At 68.5% G+C, this 11,849-nt stretch carries 18 protein-coding genes; 6 read left to right on the top strand and 12 right to left on the bottom strand.

Annotated features, from left to right (window positions below; all coding sequences use genetic code 11):
- Nucleotides 1-11: 11 nt before the first annotated feature.
- Nucleotides 12-881 carry a 1,4-dihydroxy-2-naphthoate polyprenyltransferase gene (locus tag LCL87_RS10045; protein WP_225019181.1) on the top strand — a complete coding sequence of 290 codons (870 nt, stop codon included), beginning with the start codon at nucleotides 12-14 and terminating at the stop codon, nucleotides 879-881.
- Between the two features lie 18 nt (nucleotides 882-899).
- Here LCL87_RS10045 and LCL87_RS10040 read toward each other — a convergent pair whose 3' ends face one another.
- Genes LCL87_RS10040 through LCL87_RS10030 form a run of 3 tightly spaced genes read right to left on the bottom strand, consistent with a single transcriptional unit; the run spans nucleotide 900 to nucleotide 2,046 of the window.
- On the bottom strand, nucleotides 900-1,259 hold the full coding sequence (locus tag LCL87_RS10040) for a VOC family protein (protein ID WP_225019179.1): 360 nt from the start codon (nucleotides 1,257-1,259) through the stop codon (nucleotides 900-902).
- Nucleotide 1,260: 1 nt separating this feature from the next.
- Nucleotides 1,261-1,641, bottom strand: a complete 381-nt coding sequence (locus LCL87_RS10035) for a phage holin family protein (RefSeq protein WP_225019178.1) — start codon at nucleotides 1,639-1,641, stop codon at nucleotides 1,261-1,263.
- 51 nt (nucleotides 1,642-1,692) lie between these two features.
- Nucleotides 1,693-2,046 (bottom strand): inorganic pyrophosphatase, encoded by a 354-nt coding sequence (locus LCL87_RS10030; protein WP_225019176.1) that lies wholly within the window; start codon nucleotides 2,044-2,046, stop codon nucleotides 1,693-1,695.
- Nucleotides 2,047-2,185: 139 nt separating this feature from the next.
- Between LCL87_RS10030 and LCL87_RS10025 the strand changes: the two genes are divergently transcribed.
- A complete protein-coding gene (locus LCL87_RS10025) occupies nucleotides 2,186-2,515 on the top strand; it encodes a succinate dehydrogenase (RefSeq protein ID WP_225019174.1) in 330 nt (109 codons plus the stop codon).
- On the opposite strand, the gene LCL87_RS10020 is transcribed toward LCL87_RS10025, so the two are convergent.
- The 3 genes from LCL87_RS10020 to LCL87_RS10010 form a co-directional block, all read right to left on the bottom strand.
- On the bottom strand, nucleotides 2,494-3,246 hold the full coding sequence (locus tag LCL87_RS10020) for a lysophospholipid acyltransferase family protein (RefSeq protein ID WP_225019172.1): 753 nt from the start codon (nucleotides 3,244-3,246) through the stop codon (nucleotides 2,494-2,496). The genes LCL87_RS10025 and LCL87_RS10020 overlap by 22 nt on opposite strands.
- Before the next feature lie 89 nt (nucleotides 3,247-3,335).
- Nucleotides 3,336-4,286: a TIGR03619 family F420-dependent LLM class oxidoreductase gene (locus LCL87_RS10015; RefSeq protein ID WP_237691941.1), complete on the bottom strand. Its 951-nt coding sequence runs from the start codon at nucleotides 4,284-4,286 to the stop codon at nucleotides 3,336-3,338.
- An 8-nt stretch (nucleotides 4,287-4,294) separates the two neighbouring features.
- Nucleotides 4,295-5,146, bottom strand: a complete 852-nt coding sequence (locus LCL87_RS10010; RefSeq protein WP_225019170.1) for an SDR family oxidoreductase — start codon at nucleotides 5,144-5,146, stop codon at nucleotides 4,295-4,297.
- Nucleotides 5,147-5,373: 227 nt separating this feature from the next.
- Between LCL87_RS10010 and LCL87_RS10005 the strand changes: the two genes are divergently transcribed.
- Together LCL87_RS10005 and LCL87_RS10000 are read left to right on the top strand one after the other, a co-directional pair.
- On the top strand, nucleotides 5,374-5,673 hold the full coding sequence (locus LCL87_RS10005) for a hypothetical protein (protein WP_225019168.1): 300 nt from the start codon (nucleotides 5,374-5,376) through the stop codon (nucleotides 5,671-5,673).
- Nucleotides 5,674-5,675: 2 nt separating this feature from the next.
- Complete coding sequence (locus tag LCL87_RS10000) at nucleotides 5,676-6,218, top strand: GNAT family N-acetyltransferase (protein WP_225019166.1); 543 nt, start codon at nucleotides 5,676-5,678, stop codon at nucleotides 6,216-6,218.
- Here LCL87_RS10000 and cds1 read toward each other — a convergent pair.
- From cds1 to LCL87_RS09980, 4 genes are read right to left on the bottom strand one after another with little or no spacing between them, the layout of a single operon-like run.
- Nucleotides 6,215-7,309, bottom strand: coding sequence for an L-cysteine desulfhydrase Cds1 (gene cds1, locus LCL87_RS09995; protein ID WP_225019164.1), 1,095 nt, complete (start codon nucleotides 7,307-7,309; stop codon nucleotides 6,215-6,217). The genes LCL87_RS10000 and cds1 overlap by 4 nt on opposite strands.
- Nucleotides 7,306-7,659 carry a DUF4229 domain-containing protein gene (locus tag LCL87_RS09990; protein ID WP_225019162.1) on the bottom strand — a complete coding sequence of 118 codons (354 nt, stop codon included), beginning with the start codon at nucleotides 7,657-7,659 and terminating at the stop codon, nucleotides 7,306-7,308. Before LCL87_RS09990 ends, cds1 begins: the two co-directional genes overlap by 4 nt.
- A gap of 43 nt (nucleotides 7,660-7,702) precedes the next feature.
- Nucleotides 7,703-7,900, bottom strand: coding sequence for a metal ABC transporter permease (locus tag LCL87_RS09985; protein ID WP_225019160.1), 198 nt, complete (start codon nucleotides 7,898-7,900; stop codon nucleotides 7,703-7,705).
- A gap of 44 nt (nucleotides 7,901-7,944) precedes the next feature.
- Complete coding sequence (locus tag LCL87_RS09980) at nucleotides 7,945-8,148, bottom strand: PTS sucrose transporter subunit IIBC (RefSeq protein ID WP_225019158.1); 204 nt, start codon at nucleotides 8,146-8,148, stop codon at nucleotides 7,945-7,947.
- 402 nt (nucleotides 8,149-8,550) lie between these two features.
- On the opposite strand from LCL87_RS09980, the gene LCL87_RS09975 reads away from it, so the two are divergent.
- Nucleotides 8,551-8,763 carry a BldC family transcriptional regulator gene (locus LCL87_RS09975; RefSeq protein ID WP_005518137.1) on the top strand — a complete coding sequence of 71 codons (213 nt, stop codon included), beginning with the start codon at nucleotides 8,551-8,553 and terminating at the stop codon, nucleotides 8,761-8,763.
- An 81-nt stretch (nucleotides 8,764-8,844) separates the two neighbouring features.
- The gene (locus tag LCL87_RS09970) at nucleotides 8,845-9,078 is read left to right on the top strand and encodes a hypothetical protein (protein ID WP_225019156.1); all 234 of its coding nucleotides are present in this window, start codon (nucleotides 8,845-8,847) and stop codon (nucleotides 9,076-9,078) included.
- A 96-nt stretch (nucleotides 9,079-9,174) separates the two neighbouring features.
- Here the strand turns inward: LCL87_RS09970 and ccsB are convergent, their stop codons facing one another.
- Nucleotides 9,175-10,149 carry a c-type cytochrome biogenesis protein CcsB gene (gene ccsB, locus LCL87_RS09965; protein ID WP_225019154.1) on the bottom strand — a complete coding sequence of 325 codons (975 nt, stop codon included), beginning with the start codon at nucleotides 10,147-10,149 and terminating at the stop codon, nucleotides 9,175-9,177.
- 2 nt (nucleotides 10,150-10,151) lie between these two features.
- Entirely contained in the window at nucleotides 10,152-11,843 is a 1,692-nt protein-coding gene (gene resB, locus LCL87_RS09960) for a cytochrome c biogenesis protein ResB (protein ID WP_225019278.1), read from the bottom strand.
- Nucleotides 11,844-11,849 lie beyond the last annotated feature (6 nt).

Below are 11,849 nucleotides of genomic sequence, written 5' to 3'. Positions count from 1 at the left end.
AGGATCGCCACATGGCTTCTGTCTCGCAGTGGATCGAGGGCGCCCGGCCGCGCACCCTCCCGAACGCGATCGCACCGGTGTTCGCCGGTACCGGCGCGGCGGCGTCCCTCGACGGCGCGGTGTGGTGGAAGGCGCTGCTCGCGCTGGTCGTCTCGCTGGCGTTGATCATCGGCGTCAACTTCGCCAACGACTACTCGGACGGCATCCGCGGCACGGACGACGAGCGGGTCGGCCCGCTGCGCCTGGTGGGATCGGGACTGGCGTCACCGGCGTCGGTGAAGGCCGCCGCAATGGGATGTTTCGCGGTGGCCGCAGTCACCGGTATCGCGCTCGCCCTCGTGTCGGCGTGGTGGCTGATCCTCGTCGGCGCGGTGTGCATCCTGGGCGCCTGGTACTACACGGGCGGCAAGAAGCCCTACGGCTACAGCGGTTTCGGTGAGATCGCGGTGTTCGTGTTCTTCGGCCTGGTGGCGGTGCTCGGCACCGAATTCGTGCAGGCCGGCCGCGTCGACTGGGCGGGCCTGCTCGCGGCGATCGCCGTCGGCTCGTACTCGAGCGCGGTGCTGGTGGCGAACAACCTGCGCGACATCCCCACCGACACCGAGTCCGGGAAGATCACGCTCGCAGTCAAACTCGGAGACACCCGGACCCGAGCCCTGCACCTGGCGCTGCTGGTGGTGCCGTTCGTGGTGACCCTCGCGCTGGTGGCGCGGACGCCGTGGGCCCTCGTCGGACTCCTGGCGCTTCCGTTGGCGATCAAGGCCAATGCGCCCGTGCGCAGCGGTGGCCGCGGCCCCGCACTGATCCCCGCCCTCGCAGTCACGGGACAGTCGATGCTGGTGTGGGCCACGGCCACCGGTCTGGCGCTGGGCCTCGGCTGAGTCGTTCGCAGCCGTTCGTCAGCCGTGCTCGGCGCGGTGCCCGAGCACGTTGACGATCTTGCCGTCCGGATCGCGGACGAAGAACCGTCGCACGCCCCACTCCTCGTCCTGCAGTGGGTGGACGATGGTCGCGCCGCGAGCGACCATCGCGTCGTGCACGGCGTCCACGTCGTCCACCTCGATGCTCAGGTCGGGGTGCACCGGCGCGGTCGCGTCCTCGCGCAGGAACGTCACCTGAGCGGTGGGATTCGACGGCGATGCCATCGTCATCACCCACCCCTGGTTCATCACCTCGGCGAACCCGAGCGCACCGTAGAAGTCTCGGCTGGCATCCATCGATGCCGCTCGGATGTCCGGGACGACCCGTCTGATCGTCATGTCACTTCTTGTCCGGGACGAGGGCGCTGAGCACGAAGTTCACCACCGAGATGATGATCGCGCCCCACACCGCGGTCCAGAAGCCGTCGACGCTCAGGCCCCATTCGGTCTGCGAACTGATCCACGACGTGAGCAGCAGCATCAGCGCGTTGATCACGAGGGTGAACAGGCCCAGGGTGAGGATGAGCAGCGGCAACGACAGCAACTGGACGAACGGCTTCACGAACGCGTTCACGACGGTGAACACCAGCGCGATGCCGAGGATGATCAGGATGTCCGTGCCGGTGCCCTCGCCGGAATCCGCAATGGAGATGCCGCTCACCCACTGCGACGCGAGCCAGATGGCGACCGCGTTGATCACCAGGCGTATCAGGAATGTCATTCCCTCATGCTGGCACGGATCGCGTGCCGCGGAGAACCGGCGGAGTCGCCGTCACTCCCGGCGGACGAGGCTGGCGTTCAGGCGGAGACGTTCGTGCAGCAGATGCTCGATCGCCTCGACCTCGTCGGGCGAACAGTCGAGCAGGATCTTCACCTCGACATCACGTTTGGTCAGGTCGGCGGTGAGGACGATCCCGACGATGCCGGCACCGGACGCGGTTCCCCGGAACACGTCGACGCCCTCACCGTCGCCCCCGCTCGTGCCTTCGAGGTAGCCGTAGTCGACCGGATAGATCACTTCGGGAAACCGCGGATGCGCACCGCCGCGGGGCCGGTCGATGTGCAGCGACGCCCCGCCGACGAGGCGGTCGAGTGCCGAGAAGAAGGCGTGCATCGTCTGCTCCATTCCCACAGCCTGCCACGGCCACGGCGGGGCGACGGCCGAACGCGTCGGCCGTCCCCGAACGCACCGTCATCGAAACGTGACCAATGCCGGGAACGGGAAATCACGTAGATCCCACCCATTCCCGACTAACATCCACCCAATGACCGCGCGCCGCGCCAATTGGCTCATGGCCGTCTGCGCGGGAGTGTTGCTGCTGGTGGTCGGCGTGGTGGCCGGCCGAACGGCAGTCGGGGACGACGCCTCCGTGCGAGCAGGCCGAGAATACGGCTCCAGCCAGGCCGTCATGTACAAGCAGATCAACCATGCCGACCCCAGCGATCACGATCTGGCCCAGTGGTGCACCCAGGGCGCGGAACTGTCTGCGACGACGCAGATCTGGTACCGCGGCGGCGTCATCCAGGTGGGCGAACTCGACCGGAAGCGCTTCGCGGACGGCTGTGTCGAGACCTACCGCGACGGCGTCCGCTGACCGCTCGCGTCGGCGGCGATCGCCCCGTCCACCGCGGCCTGCATTTCGGCCGCAACCGTGCGGGTGATGTTCATGGGCGTCGTCGGGAGATCCACGACCGGGCACGAGACGAAGACGTCGGCGGGGCGGTCCGGGTGGTAGCTGATTCCCAGAGCGAGGAGCGCGGGTTCGGATCCGAGCTTGCGCGCCTTCACCGCGATGTGCCCGACGCCGCTGTTGATCTGCTGGATACGCGCCGGGTCCCCGTCGTTGCACGTGCCCTCGGGGAAGATCGCGAGAACGTCTCCGCGGTGCAGGCGTTCGGCCGAGACGTCCATCATCGCGCGGCCGGCGTCGGCGACGGCCCGCAGCCCGTGGTCCTTGCCGCGGAACACCGGGATCGAGCCCATCATGTCGATCGCGCGGCGCATCCTCGGGCCGGCGAACAGTTCGTCCTTCGCAAGCACCCGGGTTCGTCCGATCACCGGCCGCAGCGGCGTGCGCCAAGCCGTCGCCGCGAGCGTGTACTGGTCCCGATCGGTGAGGTGGTTGGCGACGACGATCAGCCGGGTTCCGCTGCGCAGCAACTCCTGCAGTTGGGAGCGGGCGCCGTCGGCGTAGCTGATCCGCGGCCGGAAGCGCGCGCCCAGCGCGGCATACGCGGCCCGAGCGAGGAACCGGTTCTGCTGGTGATCCAGGTAGAAGCGGTAGACGTCCTCGTAGTTCTCGAGCGTCACTTCTGGCCGGATCATGGCACGCCTCTCGTTCGGATGCCCCCCACCTGACCCACCACGGTACACAACCTACGGTTGCGTAGGTTGTGTACCGCCGGTGAACGCGATCAGTGCAGACGCGCCCGGAATGCCGCGACCAGCTCCGGCAGGACGGCCTCGGTCACGTCCGGATCGGCGTCGATCCCCGCGACCGCCATCATCAGATCCGTCGCGCCGCTCGCGACCAGCGCCTCGGCGCCGTCCATCGTCCGGGAGACGTCGATCGAACCGTCCGCGGCGCGCTCCACGACGAGCCGACCGCGGACCTGCAGCGACTGCGGATCACGCCCGGCGTCCTCGAAACTGCGGCGGAGCAGCGCCGTACCCGCCGCGAGGTCCTCGTCGGTGGCGCCCATGATCGGGATCCAGCCGTCGCCCCACGTCGTCACCCGGCGCACGACGGGCTTCGACAGCGAACCCGACACCCAGATCGGGATGCTGCGGCCCGGCGCCGGACGGGGCGAGCAGTAGGCGTCGTCGAACGACAGGCTCGGCGTCGACACCGCCGCCGGGGCACCCGACCACAGCGCCCGGCAGGTTGCGAGGGCGTCGTCGAGCAGCGGACCGCGCTTCGCGAAGTCCAACCCCGCGACCTCGTATTCCTTTGCCTGCCAACCAGTTCCGACCCCCAGATCGAGACGGCCGCCCGAGATAAGGTCGAGCGTCGCGGCCGTCTTCGCGAGCACCGCACCACCGCGCAGGGCCGCGATCACGATGCCGGTACCCAGCCGCACCCGTTCGGTCTTGCCGGCCAGCAGCGCCAGCATGGTCAGCGGCTCGAGCCACACGGCGTCGGGCTCGGTGGGGAATGCCGACCACGTGTAACCCGAAGTGTCCGAGCCCATCACCACGTGATCGGTGACCATGATGCGGTCGATGCCGGCGCGGTCCGCGGCGACACAGAACTGCACGAAGCGGCCGTAGTCGTCCTGCGCGAGCAGCGGGCCGAAGTTGGGGACGTTGATACTCAGCGTGGGCTTGTCGATGGACACGATCGACCTTTCGGCAAAGTGGGACATGTTTTCGATCACGGGTTGCGGGGCCGGTTGGTCCAGCCGCCCTCGGGCTTCGGGAACCAGCCGCCGGCTGCGAACGTGCCGCCGTCGACGTGCACCGTGGTGCCGGTCGTGTAGCGGCCCAGATCCGACGCCAGGAACAGCGCGGAGCCGGCGACGTCGTCCGGCTGACCCGGACCGCCGAGCGGAGCCCACGTCGGCCACTTGGCCCACTCCTCCTCCGAGAGCCACTCGGTGTACGGCACCTGCACCGACTCGATGAGGTCGGGAGCGATCGCGTTCACCCGGACACCGATGCGCCCCACCTCGACCGCGAGGCTGCGGCTGAACTGCGTGACGGCCGCCTTGTACGCCGCGTACACCGAGTGACCCGGGATCGCCCGATGCGCCTCGACGGTCGTGAGGTTGATGATCGAGCCGCCACGGCCGCGCTCGGCCATCCCCGGCAGCACCGCGTGCGTGAGCCGCAGGACGTGGTCGAGGTTGATGCCGCCGATCTCCGACCAGAACTCGGGCTCGGTCTCCGCGAACGGACGCGGCGGGCGCAGGAAGTGACCGGCGTTGTTCACCAGGACGTCCGGGGCGAATTCGACGATCCGCGCGGGCACCGTGGCGTCGAGGACGTCGTACGCGAGCACCTCGATCGCTCCCCCGGCCGCCGAATCGAACTCGAGCGCCCGCGCCGCGTCGGCGTCGATGTCGGCGACGAGGACCTGGGCTCCGTGGGCGGCGAACGACCGGGCGATCGCGGCGCCGATACCGTGCGCGCCACCGGTGACGATCGCCTTCTTGCCCGCGAGCAGCGGGCCGGGGTTGAACGCCGGCCGGGGCGACTTCGCTTGCTGGGTGGCTTCTGAAGACACGGTTCCTCCTCGATTCGCGGGTGGGCGCCTGGCCCGATGTCACACGCGTTCGGTTGAACTGAACGCGTGTGACATTCGGCCAATGATCGACCGCAGGTGACGGCGTGTGCAGACCGTTTCCCGGCTATCGAGAAACAGCGCCCGCGGGGTTCTGCCGACGGCGCGGACGGCGGGCTGTCGTAGCCTCGAATCGAACGATCACGACACCGGAACGGGAGTACCTCACGATGCTGAACAAGACCGCCACCTCCGCCCTCGCCGCAGCCGGACTCGTCGGCGGCTACGCCGTCGCACGGCAGACCGGAAACCGCCAGCTCGGTGGCGTGGTGCTCGCGGCGGTCGGCGGCGTCTGCACCTACAGCTGGGCCAAGAGCTCCGGACCGGGTCGGGCCGCGGCTCTGCTCGGCACCTACGTCGGCGCCTTCGGTGGCTCGCACCCGCTCGCCAAGAAGATCGGCGCGTGGCCGTCCGTCGGCGTCGTCGCGGCCGGCACCGCGATCGCCTCGCAGGTCGTCTCCAAGGGCTGAGAGTGATCCGACTCGCCGAGCCCGCCGACCTGGCGTATCTCCCCGAGATCGACGTCGCCGCGGGTGCAGCCTTCCGCGACGTCGGCATGGAGGCCGTCGCCGACGACGACGCGCCTCCGCTCGAGCTGTTCGAGGCGCATCTCGCCGAGGGCCGCGTGTGGGTGTGGGGGCAGCGCAAGCAGCCTCCGGCCGCCTTCTGTCTCGTCGAGGTGGTGGACGGCACCGCCCACATCGAACAGATCTCGGTCCGCCCCGACCATGCCCGACGCGGCATCGGCGCGGCCCTGATCGACCACCTCGACCAGTGGGCGCGGGACCGCGGCCTTCCCGAGGTGACACTCACGACCTTTCGGGACGTGCCGTGGAACGCGCCGTACTACGCGCGCCTCGGGTTCACGGTGGTCGCCGACGAGGATCTCGGGCCGGGACTGCGGGCGATCCGCGAACACGAAGCCGAACGCGGCCTCGACCGCTGGCCGCGGGTCGTGATGACCCGCCACGTGCCGATCGAGGCGCCCGACCTCACGGACGGCGAGGACGACTAGGCCGTCCAGCGCCCGGTCGCGGTGAACTCGGCGAGCACCGCGGCCGGGCCGGCCAGGTCGATGCCCTCCGACGCGACCCAGTCGTCGTCGAAGTAGGTTCCGGCGTACCGCTCACCGCCGTCGCACAGCAGCGTCACGACGCTGCCGCTACGACCCTGCCCGAGCATTTCGGCGACGAGCCCGAACGCTCCCCACAGGTTGGTGCCGGTCGAGCCTCCCACCTTGCGCCCCAGCACGTCGCTGGCGTGCCGCATCGCGGCGATGGACCCGGCGTCGGGCACCTTCACCATCCGGTCGATCACCTGGCCGATGAACGACGGCTCGACCCGCGGCCGGCCGATCCCCTCGATCCGGGAGCCCCGTTCGAACGTCGGGGCGGTCGCGCAGTCGCCGCTGCGCCAGGCGTCGAAGAACACCGAATTCTCCGGGTCCACGACACACAACCCCGTGTCGAGCTTGCGATACCGCAGGAAGCGCCCGATCGTCGCTCCGGTGCCCCCGGTGCCGGCGCCGACCACGATCCACTCCGGAATCGGATGGTCCTCCTGCTGGAGCTGCGTGAAGATGCTCTCGGCGATGTTGTTGTTCCCGCGCCAGTCGGTCGCACGTTCCGCGTGAGTGAACTGGTCCATGTAGTGGCCGCCGGTCTCGGCGGCCAGGCGCTGGGATTCCGCGTAGATAGTCGACGGATCGTCGACGAAGTGGCAGCGTCCGCCCTGCGCCTCGATGAGGGCGATCTTGGCGGGGCTGGTGCTCGCGGGCATAACCGCGACGAAATCCAGCCCGAGCAGCTTCGCGAAATACGCCTCGCTGACCGCCGTCGACCCGGACGAGGCCTCGATCACCGTGGTGTCCTCACCGACCCAGCCGTTGCAGATCGAGTACAGGAACAGCGACCGCGCCAAGCGGTGCTTGAGGCTGCCGGTGATGTGGGTGGACTCGTCCTTCAGATACAGCTGGACGTTCCACTCAGGCGGCAGCGGATAGCGCAGCAGGTGGGTGTCGGCGCTGCGCTGCGCGTCGGCCTCGATGAGACGGACGGCGTTGTCGACCCAGGCCCGCGAACCCCGACGGTCCAGGACCGCCGTCACCGCCGATCCTCACCCCGGAGCTTGGCGTGCAGGTCGGCCTTGTCGGCCCGTCGCTGCGCGTCCACCGACGCAATGTCCAAGTTCACCTTCTTGCGGAGCTTCGCGAACAGGACCAGCGACAGCGGCAGCGCGATGAGGACCGCGAAGAGCGCGGCCACGATCAGCGGCACGTCCACGCCGAACGCCTTGCCGCCGAAGAGGATCACGACCGCCAGGAGGACGACGAGGGCGAGTCGGGCCACCGAGTAGAGGGCGACGTCGCGGACCAGAGTCCCGGTCGTCACGGTGCCGGCGGCCGGTGCACTGTCGCCTCGGGCCTGATCAGGACGGTTCTGCGCTGCTTCACTCACACGACCAGGGTACCGATCCGCAGGTCGCGACACAGTGGCGCACTCAGAAGACCAGCGGCAGGACGCCCGGACCGAGGTTGTTGAACGTCGAACCCCACTCCCAGACGCCGAAGGTCGCCATCAGGTTGCCCCAGTTTCCCGTCACCACGGCGTTGCCGATGGTCGCACCCTGCTGGAAGGCCGAGTAGATGGCCTGGATGACGGTCGCGCCGGCGTTGGGGCCGATGAATCCGGTGATCATACGTACCTCCGTCGTTCCTCACGAGTGGTACCGCTTCACGTCCGTCACACGGGCGGGGGCACCACCGGGACTGTGTTGGTGAAGGTCGAGCCGAGTTCGAGCGTTCCGATCGTCGTGACGACGTTGACGAGTCCGCTGGTGAGCCCCGTCATGATCGCGTTCCCGAACGTCGCTCCCTGTTGGAAGGCCCAGTAGACGCTGTCGATGATGTTCGTACCGAGGAGCGGACCGAGGTTCTCCGCGATCATGCACATCCCCCTCCCGGCTCGTACGGACATCGAGCCGCTGCAGACGGTTCCGTGAGACGCGATGCCCGGCACCGACGTCCCGCGCTTCCACCCCCGAAGGTCGACCTCGTCCCGGCTCCGGTGTCCTGCCGGATGTCCGGTCGGACGCTTTCGCGTCGAGGCAGACACGGGCCACCATAGGGGCCGTCCGTGGGGTTCGTACCGCGATTGCCGATTCCGGAGACCCGGTTGATACACACCGGCCCGGGTAGTCCGATTTGTCTATTACCTCCGCTTTACCAACTTTAGATCGTTCGAGTACCTGGGGGGTTGAGTGCCACTATGTCGAAGCCGGTCGACAAACGAACCGGTCCCGAATCTCCCGGCCGACCGTCCTGGTGGGCCCCGAACCTTGGAGGATCGATGAGCGCACCCACCTACAACGGCGCCAAGGAAGCCCTGCTGACCCCGGGCCAGGTCGCCGCACTGTTCCATGTCGACCCCAAGACGGTCACCCGTTGGGCGCACGCCGGCCGGCTCGGATCGCTGCGTACCCCCGGAGGCCACCGGAGGTTCCGAGAGGCCGAGGTGATGGCACTCCTCTCGTCCTTGACCACCGAGGCACATCACAGCTAGTCCCGGGGTCCGGAACATCGGACTCCAGGTGGATGCCGGGAAGACCCGGACGCGGCTACCCTCGTAACCAGGAGGTGCACCGTGATCTACCTACTGGCGCTCATCGGCCTGGTGACGCTTGCGGTCCTGTTCTGGAAGGCGTTCGGGCCCACTCCCACCACCGCGGCACGCGGGGGTGGTCGTGGTACAGGGAAGGGCGGCGGGGCTGTCGGCCCCGACGACGACCCCGAGTTCCTGTGGCGCGTGGATCGCGAGAACCACCGCCGGCACTCGGACCGACCCGGTAGCGATACCCCTACCGACCCGGACGCCTAGGCCACGCGAGAACGCAACGAAAGGAATCGGCCGCTGTATCCACAGCGGCCGATTCCTTTTCGCGTTGTACCGGGTTTTCGCGTTACGCGGGAACGATCAGGTGAGACCCGCATAGGAGTGCAGACCCGAGACCACCATGTTGATGATGAACAGGTTGAACAGCATCGCCACGAAGCCGGCGACGTTGATCCAGGCAGCCTTGGTGTCGCGCCAACCCGACGTGGCGCGCGCGTGCAGGTACGCGGCGTAGATGACCCACGCGATGAACGAAACCGTCTCCTTGGGGTCCCAGCCCCAGAAACGTCCCCAGGCCGCCTCGGCCCAGATCGCGCCGAGGATGATTCCGGCACCGAACAGCGGGAACGCGACGATCGTCGACTTGTAGGCGAGGCGATCGAGCGTCTCGGCGTTGGGCAGCCGCGCCGCGATCTTGCCGAACGGTCCGTTGCCCTCCTCACCTGCCGGGTGCTTCATGCGGTAGAGGAACAGGATGCTCGCGACACCGGAGACCATGAAGATGCCGCTGCTCACGCTGATGATCGTGACGTGGATCGGCAGCCAGAACGAGCGCAGCGCCGGGACCACCGGTGCCGCGTCGGCGTAGAGCACGGTCGCCGCGAGGAACATCAGGATCAGGATCGGCACCAGCAGGAAGGCCCAGAGGTCGGCCGTCTTGCGCAGTGCGACGAGCCCGGCGACGACGGCCGCCGCGCACGCCATCGTCACGAACTCGTACATGTTGCCGAGCGGGAACCGCTCGGTGGCGAAACCGCGCAGCACGATCGACGCGACGTGCAGCACCGCACCGACCACCAGCAGGGCGTAGCCCATGCCGCCGAGCTTCTCGGACCACGTCTTACCGGGCGTTTCGGCCACCCGGCCCGGCACGAGCTCCGGCGCGTCCGCGGAGCCACCGGAGGCGCCCGCCACGACGAGTTCGCGGTCCTGGACCGCCTTGGCACGCATCGACGCGTACCGGGCGATGAGCAGCACCGTCGCGAGCGCGTAGATCGCGAAGGCCGACTCGAACGACCAGTCGCTGTAGCGAGCGAGTGTCTCGTTGATCGTCATATTCATCTCCTGCGCGTCGCGCGCTCGTCGTCCAGCAATCGGGTGCACAGCCGATCGAACTCGTCGCCCCAACCGGCCTGATCGGTCCTGGCGAGACCACCGAGCTCTACTACGGTGCGTCGTTCACCCTCGGCCAATGTAGCCGACATGGTGTCGGCATCCTTGCCGGGGCCGTTCACGGGGTAGATCCGGACCCACACACGACGCCGCTTGATCACCAGCGAGACCAGCAGTCCCGCCATCATCACGATCGACGACACCAGCACCCACTGTTGTGCCGGGTCGTGCGAGACCTGCAGGTTCACGAAGTCCACAGCGCCGTCGAACCGCACCTGGGTGCCGTCGGCGAGGGTCTTGGACTCACCGGGGAACAGGTTCACGCGCTCCTGCTTGACCAGCCGGCCCTGGTTGATCAGTTCCTTGTTCAGTGAGAACAGGCTCTGCGGGTTACCGGTGTCGAGACCGGTGTCGCCCTTGTAGATGTCGATCGCGACGGCCGGATCGTTCATCGCCGGATAGCCCGACGACAGCAGATTCCCGTGGAACACCGCGGTCGGCGCGAACAGGCCCTCGATCGCGACCTGGTTCTTGCGGCGCTCGTCCTCGTCGGCGTACATGCCGCCGGGCGGATCGAATCGCATCGCGCCGCTCGACAGGAACGTCGTGGCGTCGTCCGGGCGCCACTGCAGCGTCTCGGTGCGGGTCTCGCCGTTCGGGAAGGTCACCGTGAAGGTCGGCGCGTAGCCGTGCCCCTGCAGGTAGACGCGGTCACCGGCGACGCGCAGCGGGTGGTTGACCCTGAGCTGGGTCTCGCGCCACGTGTTCGTCTCGAGGTCTTCGCCCGACTGGTACGAGATGTTCGAGGTGAACATCTCGGCCTGGCCGTTGTCGAGGTAGTCCGCGGTGAAGTCCTTGACCTTCACGCACAGCGGGGTCATGCCGGTGCCGTCACGCTCGTTGCCGGCCCGGAAGGAGTCGAACACCGCGGGCGACGTCGTGCACAGTCCGGCGCCGTCGTTGGCGATGACGATGACGTTGCCCTCGTAGCTGTTCAGCTTGCCGACGGCGAGCGAGACGAGCAGCGCCACGAGCGACAGGTGGAAGACCAGGTTGCCGGCCTCGCGCAGGAAGCCCTTCTCGGCGGAGAGGGTGATCTCCTCCGGATGCTTGGCTCGATCTCCACCGACGCGCTGGACCACGCGCCAGCCGCGCAGCTGCTTGCGGACCCGTGCGGCGACCGCCTCGGGATCCTCGTCGACGGTCTCGCTGCGGTGGTGCGGCAGCCGGCCCAGGTTGCGCGGCGCCGCCACGGGCTGCGCGCGCAACGCCTTGGCGTACTCGACGCACCGCGGCAGGATGCAGCCGACCAGCGAGATGAACAGCAGCACGTAGATCGCGGTGAACCAGAAACTGCCGAACACGTCGAACAGTTCGAGCTTGTCCATGATCGGACCCAGCGTGGGCCGGGCCGCGATGTAGTCGTTGACCTTGCCCTCGTTGAGGCTGCGCTGCGGCAGCAGTGCGCCCGGGATGGCCGCCAGCGCCACCAGGAACAGCAGCACCAGGGCGGTCCGCATCGACGTCAGACCGCGCCACGTGTTCCGGGCGAGGGCGACGGCACGCCCGGCCGGCGACTGCTTCGGCGGAGGAGGCGGGTTCTTCGGGGCGTCGGCGGGTGTGCCGCCGTCGCTCACTGTGTC

The organism is Prescottella equi (assembly GCF_020171745.1).
In the GTDB taxonomy this organism is placed as follows: domain Bacteria; phylum Actinomycetota; class Actinomycetes; order Mycobacteriales; family Mycobacteriaceae; genus Prescottella; species Prescottella equi_A.
The sequence above is the reverse complement of the archived record's forward strand: the minus strand, read 5'-3'. Positions and strand labels throughout refer to the sequence as shown.